The following is a 15243-nucleotide window of genomic DNA, read 5'->3' on the forward strand; positions in this document are numbered from 1 at the left end:
GCTTTTACCTCCGGCCTCGGGAAACCATGCGGGACATAGACAGCGTGGGCAGCACTCCGCCCACCAGTGCCGCGAGTAGGGCAATCTCGTAATTAATGGACGTTTGATTATCCAGCGACCACACCAGATACAGCGCGATCATGGCGTAAAAGGCGAGGTCAGAAAGCACCACGCGGGTGAGCACATCGCGGGTGCTCAGAATCAGCACCAGCCCGGCCAGCAGGCAGGCCGCGATGATGGCCCCGGCACCCCAGAGTATTGTCTGAAACATCTACTTCACCCTCCAGTAATAGTTCTCGGCCAACTCCAATTCCTGTCCCTTCACGCTCGGCGCCAGGCGGGCTTCCATATCGGCCAGGCCCTCGATGACCTCGCGCTGGTCGGAACCGTGGACCGCCTGCACCAACAACGTCGTGGGCGCACCCGGTTCCACCGGTGCGCGGAATCCCAGGGAGAGGGTACCTGGGGTGACGGTAATCGAGGTGGAAAACCAGAACATCTGCCACTGGCTGCTCACCCGCAGCGGATAGGCCACCACCACGGGATCGAAGCCGGTGCGCGGCCGCAGCGCCGAGGCCGCGAGGCTCACCGAGCTCACCACGATTTCCTTGATGAGCCAGGGAATATAGATCAGTGCGTTCATCGGGTCACTCCTAGCACGGATTCTTGGTAGCTATCGACGTCCAGGAGCGCGCCGGTGGCGGTCTGGAGGGCGTCGATAAGCGGGCCCGCGGCGAAGAACATCAGGACCGAGCAGGCCAACAGCGTGGCCGCCGGGGCGAGCAGGCGGCCACGGATACGCAGATCGCTGGGCACCTGCTGCATGGGGCGGCCCCAGAATACCGAGCGCCACACGCGGAACATGGCGAGCAGGGCGGCAAAGCTCGCCACGATGATGGTGGCGATGACGAGCCAGGAGGCCCAGTCGCCACCCCGCGCCACGCTCATCACCACGGCCACCTTGCCCCACAGGCCAGAGAAGGGCGGAAAACCCACCACGGAGAAGGCACCCGCGGCAAAGACCGCCGCCACCCAGGGATCGCGGCGAGCCAGGCCGGAGAGCTTGGTGAGCAGCCCCGTACCGTAGGTTTCCTCAATTGCGCCCGAGGTGAGCACCAGGGAGCCCACGGTGACCATGTGGTGCAGGGCGTAGAGCAGACCGGCGGCGAGGGCGCGCTGGGCGTCGCCAGTGGTAAAGGCCAGCATGACCAGGATAAACGGCATGCCATTGACCATCTGATAGGCCAGCACGCGGCGGATGGAGTTCTCCGCCAGGCCCGAGAACCCGCCGATGAGCATGGAGATCACCATGAGTGCCACGATCAGGGTGTTCCAGCGGTCGGTGAGATCAAAGATCACCACGTAGATGCGGTAGAGCATGTACACGGCCACCTTGGTGTGCAGGCCGGAGAAGAGACCCATCACCGCCGCCGAGGTACCGGGATAGGTGCGCGGCAGCCACGTATGCACCGGAACGATACCGGCCTTGGCGGAGATGGCGATGAGCACCAGGCCCATCGCTACGACGGCGGGGCCGTTGCCCTCGGCTGCACCGCGCAGCGCGGCCATATTGACCGTGCCGGTGGTGGCGTACACAAAGCCCACGCCCACCACCAGCAATGTGGAGGCGGTGAGGTTAACCAGAACGAAGGTGCGCCCGGCGGCCAGGCGCGACCAAGTGCCCGTCATGGCGATGAGCCCGTAGGAGGGCAGCAGCATGACCTCGATGAAAACGAAGAAGTTAAAGAGATCCGCCGTGAGCAGAACACCATTAACGCCGGTGAGCAGCACCAAAGTGAGCGCCGGGTAATACCGGGCGCGGGTTTCTCCCGAAACGGTGGCAAACCAATTGGCGCACAGCATGACCAGCGAGGTGGTCACCATCATCACGGCAGAAAAGGCATCCGCCACGAAGGGAATGGCCACGCCACCGGGGAAGAGACCCACGTTATGCCCCAGGGTGCCGTGCTCGGTGGTGTACCAGAACAACCAGGCACCGCCCACCAGGCTCAGCGCCGGGATGAGAAGGTGCAGCAGATCGCGGCCCCACTTCCACGGGGCCATCACCGCTAGGGCGGAGGAAAAGAGGGGAATAACAACAAAGAACGGGAGCACAATATCCATTAGCGCTGGCCCTCCTTTTTCTTCTGCGTATCCTTCTCAGCGAGCAGGAAGGCGTGGGCGCGCTGGCGTGCTTCTTCCCCGGAGCGGAACTCCTCGTGACTTTGGGTGGCTCGCCCCAGGGTGGAAACCGGAGACAAAAGCGGCTCCTCCCCGGTGCTCACGGGATCGACATTCGCGGTGTCATCGGAACGGCCCAGGGCCGCCAGGGTGAGCAGAATCGTGGTGGTGGCCATCGAGATCACGATGGCCGTGAGCACGAAAGCCTGGGGGAGGGGATCGGCCACATCGGCGGCATCCACGCGGTCAAGGAATACCTCGCCGCGCCATGCACCCACCCCCGAGGCCAGGAGCATGAGGTTGGCGGCATGGCTGATGAGCTGCATCCCAAAAACGATGCGCACCATGCCGCGCTGCTGCACCAGATATACGCCTCCGGTGACCAGAACGGCGATCGTCAGAGCCATAATCATCGTGCTTCCTCCTGAGTTCGGGTGGCAGCGTTTTCGCGGGTTCCGGCGGCGTGGGCTGGAGCCTGAGCGCGGGTTCTGGTGGCGTCGGCTTGGGGCTCGACGTCCTGAGCCTGGGCCGCCTCAGTGGTCCCCGAGGCAGCAGACGCGCCAACAGCGTGAGCCTCACCCCCCGAGGCACCAACCCCCGGGGTAGGCGCCAGCGGCCCCTCCTCCGTGCGGGCAAAGGGAAGCTCCTGCGTGGTGGCAGTACCGGGCTTTTCATAATTACCCAGATAATTCACCGCCGCCATGAGCATGCCCAGCACCGCCAGGTAAATACCGCCGTCAAAGATCAGGGACGTGCTCAAGTGCTGGCCCAGAATCTCCGCGTGGAGGGGAGCCAGGAAGGAACCCTCCACCAGCCCCACGAGGCCCGCGGCCAGGGCGGTGACGATACCGATGCCCGTGAGCCAATACGGGGTGGAGGGGTGCGCCACGATGGAATCGCGGCCTCGGGAGAGATAGAAGAGCATGATTCCGGTGCCCGCGATGAGGGCGGCCACGAAGCCGCCGCCGGGGTCCATGTGACCACGCATAAACACCACCACGGAGAGCACTGCCAGCAACGGCGCCACCAGACGCAGGGCCGCCCGCAGCGGAAGCGAGTTCAGCTGAGATTGCCCAAAGGGTGCGGGGCGGGTGCCCTTGGCGAAGGGGTGCCGGGGGAAGGAGGCCGCCACGGAGCCGATCACGATGGCCGCCATGCCCAATACGGAAAGCTCACCCAGGGTATCCAGGGCGCGGAACTCCACGATGATGGTGGCCACGATGTTCTTGCCGCCGGTGATCTCCGGGGCGTTGGTGATATACCATTCCGCGAGGTCGGAGCGGTCATTGCGGCCCATGAGAGTGAATACGCCGAGGAAGGCCGCCAGGCCCGCCAGCAGCGCGATCACCAGGGAGCGGATGGTGCGTTTACGGTCAGAGCGCGGGAATCGCGCGGGCTGGTAGCGCAGCACCATCATGATGATGACCACCACCAAGGCTTCCACGAGGAACTGGGTGAGAGCCACATCGGGGGCACCCAGAATCAGCATTTGGAAGGTGATTCCCACGCCCACGGTTCCCGCCAGGACGGCGCTGGTGAGCCGGTGGGTGCTGCGCATGAGGCCCACCACCGAGAGCAGAATAATAAGGAAGGGCGCGAGGTCGAGCCAGTTATCCAGACCCTCGGCGCGCGGAGCCAGGGGGGTGCCGTCGATACCAGTGCTCCCCAACAGGGTAAAGAGCATGAGCGCGATAACGCTGAGCACCGGCCACACCAGGTGACGCGAGGGGCTTTGAGAATTGGCCATGTGGCCAAAGAAGTGCCCCAGGCGGGTGGCGCCCTGTTGCAGGGCGGCCAGCAGGCCGTTGCCGTTGAAAGGCAGGAAGAATCGGGATTCCAGGGCGGGCCAAATGCGATGGCGCTGGGTGACGCCGAGGATACCCAGGGCGATGACCAGTATGGAAACGATGAAGGGGGCGTTGATTCCGTGCCACAGCGCCAGGTGCGTGTGGGCCTCAACGGCCTCGGAAATCGCCGTGGTTTCGGCGGAATCGGCAGCCGCGCCCGAGCCAGCAACCTCGCTGAGTCCGATGGCCGCCACGATGGAATCCATCGGGTGATTCAGGAACATCGGGACCAAACCCAGCGGCAGGGAAAGTAATCCCGGCAGCGCCGCAGGCAGCCACAGGGCCACGGGGGCCTCGTGCACGCCCTCCATGTGGCGGGTGGGGTGCTCCGTGGCGGGGTCGAAGAAGGCACCAAAGACGAGTTTGGCGGAATAAGTAAAGGTGAGCAGCGCACCGATACCGGCCACCGCCAGCAGCAAAGTGCCGTAGCCCTCCACCTCATAGAGGGCGCCGAGCATTCCCTCCTTGGAGATAAAACCAAAGGTGGGAGGAATGGCAGCCATAGAAAGCGCGCCCACCACCATGCCGGTGCAGGTAAAGGGCATGGAGCGCCACAGCACGCCGAGGCGGCGGGTATCGCGGGTGCCGGCCTCGTGGTCCACCACGCCGATGAGCATGAAGATGGAGGACTTAAAGAGGGCGTGCGCCAGGGTGTGCACCAGCGCAGCCGAGAGGGCCAGGGGAGTACCCACACCGATGGTGGCCACGATCCAGCCCAGGTGGCTCACGGTGGAATAAGCTGTGAGCTTCTTCAAATCCGTCTTTTGCACGGCAAAGAGCGCGGAGACCACGGCGGTGGTCAGGCCCACACCGATGAGCAGCCAGTTCCACACTGCTACGTCGTGGAAGATCGCGGAGAACCGCATGAGCAGGTACACACCGGCCTTGACCACGGCGGCCGCGTGGAGGAAGGCGGATACCGGCGTGGCCGCCGCCATCGCCTCGGGGAGCCAGAAGTGGAAGGGCAATTGCGCGGCCTTGGTAAAGGCAGAGGCCGCCACGAGCACTGCCACCGTGGAGGTCAGGCCGGGATTATCGGCCCACACCGAGGAATCGAGAATCCCCTGCACGCTGGTGGTGCCGGTGCGCGTGGCCGCCACCACGATGGCTGCGAGCAGGGTGAGCCCGCCGATAAAGGTCAAAAGCAGGGTGCGCTGTGCGCCCGCCTCGCCGCTGGAACCCGAGCGCGCGATGAGCAGGAAGGAGGCGATGGACACCAGTTCCCAGCCGATGAACAGCACCACGACGTCATCGGCAAGCACGAGTAGTAGCACCGCGAGGGTGAAGGCCGTCATGATGGTGTAAAAACTGGTGTTGCCCTGCTTCTTGGGCAGGTACGCTGCGGAGTAGATGAACACCACCGCACCGATACACAGAGCGAGGAGGGCAAAGAAGGCACTGAGGGCGTCGGCACGCAGGGCGAAGGTGACGTCCACGCCGGGGGCGAGGAAGTCCCGGGCCCACACTACGCTCCAGGTGAGCGGCTCGCCGTCGAAGATGCCGGGTAGGTTGATCCCGAGGGCTGCGGCCGCGGTGAGGAAGAGCGCGGCGAGGCCCCAACCGGCGCCGCGATCAGCCACGCTCACCAACGGAGGAGCAAGAATCACGGCCCCCACCGCCAAGGCAATAACAATAGCTAACGTCACGTGTGACACACTCTTTCGTAGCTTGTAAGTCCGAACCAAGGTTACCAGCAGGGGGTGACACGGTGAGTCTGCGCGGTATCAGCCCGCTAACAGGATAAATTGGCAGGGTATGAGGTCTGTGCGTTCCCTTCTCCTTATCTCCCTCGCTCTGTTGCCGCTGCTCGCGGGTGCGGTGTACCTCGGCGTGAGCGCCCAGGGGCCGGAGTCCACGTGGTCCAGCGGAGAGGAACCTCACGCCGCCCCCGCCGCGCAAAGCACACAGCTTGCCGACGCCCGCCGCGCCGCTATCGACGCCGGAAGCAACGCCAGCTTCCTCGCCAACGGCACCGCCCAGCTGCTCAGCGGCGTGGAAAAGTTTGAATCCGGCGGGGTGACGGAGGGGGCCGCGCAGCTCACCGACGGTGCCGTACAGTTGCGTGAGGGCATGATTCAGCTCCAGGCCGCCACCGGACAAATGGGCCAGGGAGCCACTGAACTGGCCGATGGCGTGGGCGGCGCCATTGACCGCGTGCTGGCCCTGGGCGTGATTCAGGGGCAGCTCAACGAGGCCGCCACCACCCTAGAGAAGGAATTAGAAAAGTCCACCGACCCGCGGGCCGCCGACCTGTGCGGCCAACTCGCGGATTTTAAGGCCCAACTTGGTAACGCGGGCCTTGGAGAGGAAACCACCACGCAACTCACCCGCCTGCGCGATGGCTCCCGGGACCTTGCCAACCAACTGGCCGTGCCCGGCTATGGTTTTCACGACGGTATTTATAGCGCCACCGATGGGGCCAAGCGCCTGGCCAGCGGCATGGAAGAGATGAACGGAAAAGTAGGCGGCGCCCTCGATGGCATGGGGAACCTCAGCGACGGTGCGCGCCAGCTCAACGACATGGCCCAGGAAAACCGCACGCAGGTGCAGGCCATTCAACGCGCGCTGCCCGTGGTACAGGCGAACGCGGAGGGAGAGGCGACCACCGCCCGCGAATTGTTACCCACCTATGCCCTGCTGATCGCCGCGCTGGCACTCATCGGCGGCACCGGGGTGGGCCTGCTGCGCCGCTGGCTCGACCGCGCCGTGGCCTACGTGGGTGTGGTGGCCGCCGGAGGGATGCTCCTCTGGTTGCTGAGTTCCGGGTTTGACGCAGCCGTTCTCCTCGGAGGCATCGGAATCATTGCGCTTCTGGCAGCGGCCTCGGCGGGAATCACCGTGGGACTGCGCACGCTCGGTGGCTCCCGCGGGGGCATAGTGATGGTGGCCGTATACTTCCTCGTCCAGATCGGTGTGGTGGGTTGGGTCTGGCACAGCGCCATGACCGCCGACTTGCCCGCCGCCTGGAATATCGGCGCGGGACTCCTGCCGTTGCACTATGCCACCGGGGCGCTGAGCACCCTGGGCAACGGAGGCAGCGCGGTATTCCTGTGGACCGCCGTGGCCGTGTTGGGGGCCGTGACGGTGCTGAGCGCACCGCTGTGGAGGAACACGCGGGTATCTCAAGCCGATTAGAGTGGCCATATGGCTGCTGCACTCAGGAATCTCGTGGGTTGGCTCCTCTGCGCGGTGGGCGTGGTTGCCCTCACCATTGCGGCCCTGCCTTCCACGGGGTTTTCGCGCTGGGCGAGCACTCTGCTCTTCGGCGCCCAGATCATTGCCTTTCCCCGCCTCCTGGGCCTGGGGATAGTACTCTTTGGGCTGGTCACGGCTCTTTTCTTCCGCTCCGCCAGGATCGGTGGGGCGTTCCTCGTGGCCGCCGGGGTGATATTCGCGGCCTTCCCCTCCACGGTGCCGTGGGTGGGGGTGCCCACGGGGGCGTCGGAAGCCAGCGGAGATACCCTCACCGTGGCCACCCTGAACAGCCAGGCCACGCTGGCCCAGAGCGACATCGAGGAATTAGCGCAGCACTATTCCCCCGACGTGATCGTGCTCCCCGATGCCTCCCCGGACAGGGCCGCCCGCGCGGCGCAGGGTACGGAGTACGAGGGCACTGCCTACGCCGGTGAGCTGGGAGAGATTCACGCGGAGCCCACCACCATGCTCCTACACCCGAGGTTGGGGGAACTCACTCCTGCTGATGGCCCAACCACCACGCTGAACACACCGAGCCTGGCCCTGCCTGCGGGGGTGGACATCATCGGTATTCACACCCTGCCCCCGGTGCCCGAGGCGATGGAGGGCTGGCGCGCAGACCTCGATAGCGTGCTGGCCTTTGGCGAGGACCCCACCCGCGGCCCGCTCATTCTCGCCGGGGACTTCAACGCCACCCTGCGCCACGGCCCGCTCGCGGCGCGTACGCGCCTGGTGGACACCGCCCAAGAATGTGCCGCCGCCCCCGAGGGCACCTGGCCCGCTTCTCGATCCTCGCTGCTGCGCACCCCCATTGACCACGTGTTTGTGACCCCTGATATTCAGGTGCTCGACTGCGCCGTGCGACGAGTGGGCGCCGGTGACCACCGCGCCTACGTGGCCACTCTCCGCCTGCCGGGGTGAGGGCTGCGTGCGCTAAGGGGTGCCAGTTCCGGGTGGTTGCTTATCGACGCCCCGCCAGCGGCACCCTTTAGCGCCGCGGGGTGTGGTGGGTGGGGTGGCCGCCCACCCCAAGGGGTGCCAATAGGAGGGGTGGGGGCGTCGATAAGCCCCACGGCGGCACCCCAAAGCGCCGCCACCGTGCTGCACCAACCCCAAGGGGTGACACCTCCACATCACCAGGCCGCACCAACCCGCCAGTGGCACCCCTAAGTGCTGTCGCGCCGCCCACCTCACCCCCACGCAAAAACCTCCCCCTCACCAAAAACCTGGTGAGGGGGAGACTGCTAAAACTGGTCGGGATAACAGGATTTGAACCTGCGACCTCCTCGTCCCGAATGAAGTCGAAGAGGTGCAGCGAGGTGTTAACCTGCTCTTTTGCGTCCAACTAGTGCAGTTCCGTGCACCGTGTACGCCTCGTTTAGTCCCCACTGGGTGACAAGCGGGTGACAAAGAATGACCTCCTCGGAACAGGGCGAGAAGCCCGCAGATCCTTCTCGGTGGAGCGTGTGCCAGCGTCCGGTGCGGGTGCTGACTTCGGAGGGTGTCCAACACGTTCGGTGTGGCACTCGGCGAAAGGCTCAGTGTGAGGGCTGTGCTCAGATTGCCTACCGGGATTACAAGCGTCTGCTGCTGGAGGGATGTAAGGAGCTGGCTGAGATAGGGGACTGCGTCTTTTTTCTCATGACGTTGACAGCACCCTCGTTCGGGAAGGTGCATTTTGTGCCCAAGAAGCCGGGACAGGCTCGCAGGTGCGCTTGCGGTGCCTACCACGATGCGGTGAAGGACACGGGTCTTCGTGGGGTGCCGGTCGATATGGACTCTTACCGTTATGAGGAGGTCGTTGAGTGGAACTACCACCTTGGCAAGCTCTGGAACGCTACCAATGTGCGGCTCTCTAAGCTGCTGCCGGGGATGGACTATGTGAAGGTCGCGGAGTGGCAGATGCGTGGCTCCCTGCACCTCCACGTCATCCTGCGAATTTCTCGGAAGGAATGGCTGGCGCAGGTGGCCAGCGCACAGGCTCATGGTAGAAGTTTTGAGGAGGTCATTGCCGATGTCGTTACCGGCATTGTTGTAGGCAACAAATGGCGTTGGGGTGACAAAGCCATTGATGTTCGCCAGATTAAGCCGGGGGAAGACCAAACGAAGACCGCTCATTACTTGGCGAAGGCTCTGCAATACGTGACCAAGGACGTGATGCATGATCGCGAACATCCTGTTCGTCCGGAGGCTCGTGATCACGTCGAGCGTTTGGACTGCGCTGCTCGCGATATGGTGTGTAACCACTGCGAAGGGGGTGCGATGGCCTGCGGGAGTTTGTGCCACCGTCGGTGGGGTGCCAGGAGCAGTACAATGTCAAAAAGCCGAGGGGGAAAGAAAAGGTGGGGTTGGTGCAAGCTTCGCCGTATGGATCTTCAAGCGGGGCGGCGCTGGTACGCTCAGTTGATGGAACGAGCTGAGATGGCAGAACGTCACCTAAAGGAGGCGTTCATAGGGGAAGACAGCTGTAGCGCATCGGAGCAATCAAGGAGCGAGGTCATGCTGTTGTAGTGCGGCGCGGAACGTTACACAGGCGGAGAGGGGTGCTCCGCCTCTCTTGCATGCCCAGGTATTGCAACGATGCCCGATGGGGCTGTTTTCGCAGCGGATCCGGCACCACCTCCGCGCCTTCGGGAGGTGCCGACGGCTTTGTCGTCAGACAAAAGCCAGGCGGTACCTCCAGCGACACCCGCAGCGCGGGTGTCGCCTTGATTAAGTAGAGAAAATCTCAAACAAGCAGGCGCCGGTCAGTGCCCCAGGCAGCTATGGGGCTGACACATATCTGGATAGCCAGGAGACGCTCCTGTAGCTGTGGGCCAGCCAGCACGGTGTTCGTTCCATAGTTCCCCCTTCGAGGGGCTATGGTTTTACGTCGGTAGAGCTAGTCCTCGAAGAGTGATGCTGTGTTAGCAGGCTGCTGCTTGATGGTCTTCGGCACTTTACGCTGCGCTTCGGTTGGTTGGGGCAAGTGCGTTCATGGGTTGATCCCCTTACCGTGTTTTTGTCTGCTGGTTATAGGCGTACGTAATTGCCGTTGAGATTTTGGGGTAGTAGATGAGAGCTGCACATCGCTGTTCTACGGTTTCGGGAAAGTTCCTTAAAGGGCCGATGGTAGAGTAAACCGCGTCTTTTCCGTAACCGCTCAAGTAGGCGTGTTTTAGCTCGGCGACCTTAGCTCTCTTCTCCTCGAGTTTGGCTAATGCTGTGGTGGGATCTTCGGTGATCGCTTTTAGCAGGAGGGGGTCGAGGCTTGCTGGCCAGGAGCCGTTCTGCTCGCTCTCTTCGAAGCCTTCGAAGTGGGGGCGTGGGTCGAATCGGCAGAAGTCGGCGACCTCCGTATAGAAGTTCTCGATGGCTTGTGTGAGTGGCTCAAGGAAGGCGTCAAGTTCCTTCGTTGTGCGAGCTATGTAGTTGTCGGGTGTGGGGTCGTTCGAGAGTGCTAGGAGTGTGGCCGGGTTCGCGTAGAGGCGTGCATTGATTGCGCCCTGGATGGCGGAACCGAAGCGGGTGATGGCGCTCGGGTATGGGGGGTACTCGTAACTCAGTGTCCAGTTCTGAGCACCTTCGAGGGGGAGCTTGTAATCCGCGCCGGAGAGAGCTGGGGGCTTGGCTATATCTTCCTGTGACCAGGGGATCAGGATAGTTGCTGGGGGGACTTGGTACGCCACTGCTAGCTGCACTAGTTCTTCAACGGATAGGCCACGCTCGCCAGTCTCTATACGCGCAAGCATCGCGGATGTGAGCTTGGGGGGTTCGATGCGGGCGGTGGCTTCGTCACGAGTGAGTCCGAGCATTTCTCTAATGCGGCGCAAGTTAGTGCGATAGGCCTGTGTGGTCGTGTGCTCTGCTTCGTATCGTTCGGTGCGTCTAGCTGGAGACATGGGGCTATTTTACCGAACTATTGCCAGAACGGGGACCGGCATGTAATGTCTGTAACAGGTACCTGTTACAGGTAACGGAAACGATTAAAAGGAGGTTGTGATGGCCGGTTTGATGGTGAAGTTGGGTAACGCCCAGCGTGTGCAGATGGTTCCCACGGGGGAGACTCGTCCGAAGTTCAAATACGAGAACGGTGAGCGAACTGATCAGGCGGTGCGCTTTGATGATGGTCGTCCGGTGTTCGGGTTCACGGCTGCTGTCGCAATCGATGGCGAACGCCTGGATTCGGTTCAGGTCGAGTCGCCTCTGGAGTCCCTGCCGGAGGTTCCCTTTGGCACTGTTTTGCTCGGTGAGGGTGAAGCGCGGCTCCGTGTGTCTCCCAAAGATCAGTACAGCGTCCGGGCCGTGGTGGTTGTTGACGGTCTGAAGGTTGCGGGGAGTAAGTAATGTCCGGCGCTGGGGTTTCGATGCCGGCACCACTGCTCGCGGTATGGGCATTGTTGGCTGTGATGGCTGTGCTGATGGTGGTGTTTCAGATGTCGCCCACGCAACGTCTGGTACGACGGTTGCGTCCCGTATGGGATGGGGCTGGTGTCACGAAGTCTGAGGTTGTCGGTGTCGGTGACAAGCGCCGCACGGTGCGGCATCGTCCCAGCGTCTCGGGGCTGAAGAAGCTAGATGGACAGGCGCTGTCGTTTATCGTCCGCCCGAATCCAGGGATGACCGTTGAGGATATTGTGGGGTGTGCTGATGCCATTCGTGATGCGTTGCGCGTTCAAGAGGTCAAGGCTGTGCCGTTGGGTGGCGGTCGCGTTCGGGTGGAGGTTTATCGACGGGGTGCCGAGCCCGAGAAGTTCGGTCTAGCGGATCTGTCGGGTGCTTATGGGGGACTCGATTCTGGGGTAGCTGCTGGAGTGCATTCGGGACGGTTGCTTTTGGGGCGTGATGATTCGGGTGCCTTGCGGTGGATCAATCTCGGCCACACGTTGGTGGTCGGTGCAACTGGATCTGGCAAGGGGTCGGTGCTGTGGCGTTACGTCATGAGTGCTGTGGATGTCTTCGCTGCATCTGGTGGGGGAGTACGCCTGTTCGGTATTGATCCGAAGCGCGCAGAGCTTGCAGGTGTTGACGGGGCTTTCGAGCGGGTGGCTTTTGATGGGCAGGACATCCTAGAGGTTCTCGAGGATGTGCTCGGGGTGATGAAGCAGCGCCAGCAGGAGGGACGGCGTTCTTTTGTCCATGATGAAGAGCACCCCTTGGTGCTGTTGGTTATTGATGAGTTCAATGCGCTGGGTGTCATGGAAGACCGGAAGTGGCAAGCGGCGGTGAAGTCCGCGTTGCAGCAGATCTTGTCCCAGGGGCGCTCGGCGGGGGTGTATGTGCTGGCTGCGGCACAGCAGCCTCAGAAGGAGCTTCTGGGTGCTTATCGGCCGCATTTCATGAACCGCATTTGTTTGCGTGTGGAGTCCGCACAGGAGGTCGACATGGTGCTCGGGGTGGGTGCTGTTGAGATGGGAGCGGTCGCACATCAGATTGCTCCGGCAACTGAGTCCAATGGTTATTCAACTGCGGGGTTGGCGTATGTGCGCACTGACGGTGAGCCTGCTCCTGTGCGGGTGCGTGCGCCCTATGTCAGTGATGAAGACATCCTCCACTGGGTGGAGGGTATCGAAGCTAAGAAAGGGACATCTCATGGGTGCTAGCGCAATGAAGGTGCCGATTCGCTGGGCAGACTACGGTCCGGTGTTGACTCCTCGAGAGGTCGCGGAGATTCTATCGATCTCCCGCTCGACACTCTCCTCGTGGCGGCGGCTAGCGTTCCCTCCTCTGGAGCCGGTCATCGCTCAGGGGCGTGTCGTGAGGTATTCCCGGGCGGATGTGCGCCGCCTGCTTGAGAGTAGGTAGCCATGTCTCGAAAGCGGGGTGATAAGTGGCAAGGGTTGGTCAAGGTTCGTGGCCAGCAGTTTTCCGCCACCTTTGACACCGAGAAGGAGGCCAAAGCTTGGGAAGAACGAGAGCGTTTGAAGTATGCAGACACTACGTTCTCTAGGAAGCTTGGTGTGTCGAAGGTTAACACGGTGGCGGAGTTGTGGCTGGAGATCCGCAAGGACGAGGTCGCTGAATCCACCCATTCCACGGACAAAATGGTCATCGGGCAGTTGCCTTCGCGGTTATTGAATCGACAGATGCGGGGCATTAAGCCTCAAGATGTGCAGCTTATCCTGGATGGTTGGCGGCGGAGTAAGTCCCCAGCGACTGTTCGTAGGTATTGCGATACCCTGGGTGCCTTCTTTCGCTGGGCTGCTCAACGCGGCTATGTGCCAATGAACCCTATGGATGGGGTGGAGGCACCGAAACGGAAGCACAAGGTGCACCAGATCAGTCCACTCACCGAGGCCGAAGTCGAAGAAATCGCTCTGGAGATCGGCGGGTTCAATGCGGAGGTTGTGCTGTTTCTTGCGTACACCGGATTGCGTTGGGGCGAAGCCCGTGCGCTGCGTGTTGGTGATGTCCAGTTGAAGGAACAACCTCCGCGGATTCAGGTGCGTCGGTCGCAGCCTGAGGGAGCGAAGGAGAAATCGCCGAAGTCGGGACGTATGCGGATCGTGCCCATTGCCCAGAGACTGCTGCCGATAGTCGAGAAACTGGCAGTTGGTCGGGGACGCGATGCGTACCTGATTTCTCGCGATGGACGTAGTCAGATTTGGCGCGGGAGGTTCGTGAGGTCCACGAGCTGGCCACAGATTTCAGCCGGTCGCACCATCCATGACCTTCGGCATAGTGCGGCGTGCAACTGGTTGCGAAGGGGTGTTCCTGTGAATACCGTCCAGGCATGGCTTGGACACGCAGACCTCGAAACTACGGCGATCTACACGACCTACCTGGGGATGGGGATCGACCTCGGGGCGTACGAGAAAATGAACAACGGGTGACAAGCGGGTGACAAGGTGCCCGGGAATGCTAAAAGACCAACAACCTGCAAACTAGAAAGCTGCTGGTCATTGGTCTAATCGAATTGGTCGGGATAACAGGATTTGAACCTGCGACCTCCTCGTCCCGAACGAGGCGCGCTACCAAGCTGCGCCATATCCCGCGGTGCTCACAACACTCTAGTGCAGCCCCACGAGATTCGGCAAAACACCAGGAAAAAGCCCGGCCACCCCGCATTTTCGGCAACATACTCAGGTAGCATGCTCGGGCAACATACTCGGCACCACGATCAGCACCGCACCCAGTACCCCACTAAGCACCGCGCTCGGTAATACGCAGCAGCGTGGCCGAGGGGCGACAGAAGAGCCGCACCGGCGCGTATTTGGAGGTGCCCAGGCCGTTGGAGACGTGCATGGCCATGCCCTCGAAGTCGTGGAGGCCGGAGACGCGGGCGGCGTCGATACCGCAGTTGGTCACCAGTGCGCGGCCCCCCGGCAGGCAGATCTGGCCGCCGTGGGTATGCCCGGAGAGGCTGAGTTGGTAGCCATCGCGGGCAAAGCTGCTGAGCACGCGGGGCTCGGGGGAGTGGGTGAGCGCGAGGGTGAGGTCGGCCTCGGGGTTGGGTGGCCCGGCGATTTCTTCGTAGTCGTCGAGGTCATGGTGGGGGTCGTCCACCCCGGCGGCGGCGATGCGCACGTGCCCCACCTGGAACTCGTGGCGGGCCTGGTTGGCGTCGCGCCAGCCGTGTTCAAGGAAGGCGGCGCGCATGCCTTTCCAGGGCAGATCAATGTAGGAGGGGGTGCGCTTGCCGCCGATGAGGTAGTGCAGCGGATTGACGGGGCGCGGCGCCCAGTAATCGTTGGTGCCAAAGACGAAGAGCCCCGGGCGTTGCAGCAGCGGGCCGAGAGCGGCGAGCACGGAGGGGACGCCGCGCTGGTCAGAGAGGTTATCGCCGGTGTTCACCACGAGGTCGGGGTTGAGGGCGTCGAGCGCGCTGACCCAGGCGATTTTGGCGCGCTGGCCGGGGATCATGTGGAGGTCAGAGACGTGCAGCAGCCGGAACTCCTCGGCCCCGCGCAGGGTGCCGGGGGGAAGCAGGGGGAGGGTGTACTGGTGCAGTTGAAAACGGTTGAGTTCGGTATACCCCCAGGCGGCGGTGGCCAGGCCGGTGCCGCCGAGGATGGCTGCAAGTTTTCTCATCGTGTGCACC

Annotated in this window: 14 protein-coding genes and 1 tRNA gene; 7 read left to right on the forward strand and 8 right to left on the reverse strand. The window is 62.7% G+C overall.

The annotated features are described in order from the left end of the window. Window positions 1–4: 4 nt before the first annotated feature. The 5 genes from Clow_RS01220 to Clow_RS01240 are packed head-to-tail and all read right to left on the reverse strand — an operon-like array spanning window position 5 to window position 5674. On the reverse strand, window positions 5–271 hold the full coding sequence (locus Clow_RS01220; RefSeq protein WP_055175159.1) for a cation:proton antiporter: 267 nt from the start codon (window positions 269–271) through the stop codon (window positions 5–7). Continuing rightward, window positions 272–643 (reverse strand): monovalent cation/H+ antiporter subunit E, encoded by a 372-nt coding sequence (locus Clow_RS01225; RefSeq protein ID WP_055175162.1) that lies wholly within the window; start codon window positions 641–643, stop codon window positions 272–274. It lies immediately after the preceding gene. Continuing rightward, window positions 640–2124, reverse strand: coding sequence for a monovalent cation/H+ antiporter subunit D family protein (locus tag Clow_RS01230; protein ID WP_055175165.1), 1485 nt, complete (start codon window positions 2122–2124; stop codon window positions 640–642). The genes Clow_RS01225 and Clow_RS01230 overlap by 4 nt, the downstream gene beginning before the upstream one ends. Beyond that, window positions 2124–2594: a cation:proton antiporter subunit C gene (locus tag Clow_RS01235; protein WP_055175167.1), complete on the reverse strand. Its 471-nt coding sequence runs from the start codon at window positions 2592–2594 to the stop codon at window positions 2124–2126. The genes Clow_RS01230 and Clow_RS01235 overlap by 1 nt, the downstream gene beginning before the upstream one ends. Beyond that, window positions 2591–5674 (reverse strand): DUF4040 family protein, encoded by a 3084-nt coding sequence (locus tag Clow_RS01240; RefSeq protein WP_082418448.1) that lies wholly within the window; start codon window positions 5672–5674, stop codon window positions 2591–2593. Before Clow_RS01240 ends, Clow_RS01235 begins: the two co-directional genes overlap by 4 nt. Before the next feature lie 109 nt (window positions 5675–5783). Here Clow_RS01240 and Clow_RS01245 point away from each other — a divergent pair, with 109 nt between their 5' ends. From Clow_RS01245 to Clow_RS01255, 3 genes are all read left to right on the forward strand, one after another. Continuing rightward, window positions 5784–7163, forward strand: a complete 1380-nt coding sequence (locus tag Clow_RS01245) for a hypothetical protein (protein ID WP_069724545.1) — start codon at window positions 5784–5786, stop codon at window positions 7161–7163. A gap of 9 nt (window positions 7164–7172) precedes the next feature. Beyond that, window positions 7173–8144 carry an endonuclease/exonuclease/phosphatase family protein gene (locus tag Clow_RS01250; RefSeq protein ID WP_156334518.1) on the forward strand — a complete coding sequence of 324 codons (972 nt, stop codon included), beginning with the start codon at window positions 7173–7175 and terminating at the stop codon, window positions 8142–8144. Between the two features lie 492 nt (window positions 8145–8636). Next, window positions 8637–9734, forward strand: coding sequence for a replication initiator (locus Clow_RS01255; RefSeq protein WP_307303201.1), 1098 nt, complete (start codon window positions 8637–8639; stop codon window positions 9732–9734). 479 nt (window positions 9735–10213) lie between these two features. On the opposite strand, the gene Clow_RS01260 is transcribed toward Clow_RS01255, so the two are convergent. Continuing rightward, the gene (locus tag Clow_RS01260; protein ID WP_082418450.1) at window positions 10214–11104 is read right to left on the reverse strand and encodes a helix-turn-helix domain-containing protein; all 891 of its coding nucleotides are present in this window, start codon (window positions 11102–11104) and stop codon (window positions 10214–10216) included. 100 nt (window positions 11105–11204) lie between these two features. Here Clow_RS01260 and Clow_RS01265 point away from each other — a divergent pair, with 100 nt between their 5' ends. The 4 genes from Clow_RS01265 to Clow_RS01280 are packed head-to-tail and all read left to right on the forward strand — an operon-like array spanning window position 11205 to window position 14035. Continuing rightward, window positions 11205–11549 (forward strand): hypothetical protein, encoded by a 345-nt coding sequence (locus tag Clow_RS01265; protein WP_055175183.1) that lies wholly within the window; start codon window positions 11205–11207, stop codon window positions 11547–11549. Further along, entirely contained in the window at window positions 11549–12805 is a 1257-nt protein-coding gene (locus Clow_RS01270) for an FtsK/SpoIIIE domain-containing protein (protein ID WP_055175187.1), read from the forward strand. Before Clow_RS01265 ends, Clow_RS01270 begins: the two co-directional genes overlap by 1 nt. A gap of 4 nt (window positions 12806–12809) precedes the next feature. Then, window positions 12810–13007: a helix-turn-helix domain-containing protein gene (locus Clow_RS12200; RefSeq protein WP_169786557.1), complete on the forward strand. Its 198-nt coding sequence runs from the start codon at window positions 12810–12812 to the stop codon at window positions 13005–13007. 2 nt (window positions 13008–13009) lie between these two features. Further along, entirely contained in the window at window positions 13010–14035 is a 1026-nt protein-coding gene (locus Clow_RS01280; protein ID WP_055175193.1) for a tyrosine-type recombinase/integrase, read from the forward strand. 84 nt (window positions 14036–14119) lie between these two features. Here Clow_RS01280 and Clow_RS01285 read toward each other — a convergent pair. Next, window positions 14120–14196, reverse strand: a tRNA-Pro gene (locus tag Clow_RS01285). 149 nt (window positions 14197–14345) lie between these two features. Further along, entirely contained in the window at window positions 14346–15233 is an 888-nt protein-coding gene (locus Clow_RS01290) for a metallophosphoesterase (protein ID WP_082418453.1), read from the reverse strand. Window positions 15234–15243: the final 10 nt, after the last annotated feature.

The sequence above is a fragment of the Corynebacterium lowii genome (assembly GCF_001412085.1).
Classification (GTDB): Bacteria; Actinomycetota; Actinomycetes; order Mycobacteriales; family Mycobacteriaceae; genus Corynebacterium; species Corynebacterium lowii.

Coding starts and splice junctions, on each gene's coding strand:
- Clow_RS01265 (WP_055175183.1), top strand. CDS start 11,205: ATGGCCGGTTTGATGGTGAAGTTGGGTAACGCCCAGCGTGTGCAGATG.
- Clow_RS01280 (WP_055175193.1), top strand. CDS start 13,010: ATGTCTCGAAAGCGGGGTGATAAGTGGCAAGGGTTGGTCAAGGTTCGT.
- Clow_RS01245 (WP_069724545.1), top strand. CDS start 5,784: ATGAGGTCTGTGCGTTCCCTTCTCCTTATCTCCCTCGCTCTGTTGCCG.
- Clow_RS01235 (WP_055175167.1), bottom strand. CDS start 2,594: ATGATTATGGCTCTGACGATCGCCGTTCTGGTCACCGGAGGCGTATAT.
- Clow_RS12200 (WP_169786557.1), top strand. CDS start 12,810: ATGAAGGTGCCGATTCGCTGGGCAGACTACGGTCCGGTGTTGACTCCT.
- Clow_RS01250 (WP_156334518.1), top strand. CDS start 7,173: ATGGCTGCTGCACTCAGGAATCTCGTGGGTTGGCTCCTCTGCGCGGTG.
- Clow_RS01220 (WP_055175159.1), bottom strand. CDS start 271: ATGTTTCAGACAATACTCTGGGGTGCCGGGGCCATCATCGCGGCCTGC.
- Clow_RS01290 (WP_082418453.1), bottom strand. CDS start 15,233: ATGAGAAAACTTGCAGCCATCCTCGGCGGCACCGGCCTGGCCACCGCC.
- Clow_RS01225 (WP_055175162.1), bottom strand. CDS start 643: ATGAACGCACTGATCTATATTCCCTGGCTCATCAAGGAAATCGTGGTG.
- Clow_RS01270 (WP_055175187.1), top strand. CDS start 11,549: ATGTCCGGCGCTGGGGTTTCGATGCCGGCACCACTGCTCGCGGTATGG.
- Clow_RS01255 (WP_307303201.1), top strand. CDS start 8,637: ATGACCTCCTCGGAACAGGGCGAGAAGCCCGCAGATCCTTCTCGGTGG.
- Clow_RS01230 (WP_055175165.1), bottom strand. CDS start 2,124: ATGGATATTGTGCTCCCGTTCTTTGTTGTTATTCCCCTCTTTTCCTCC.
- Clow_RS01260 (WP_082418450.1), bottom strand. CDS start 11,104: ATGTCTCCAGCTAGACGCACCGAACGATACGAAGCAGAGCACACGACC.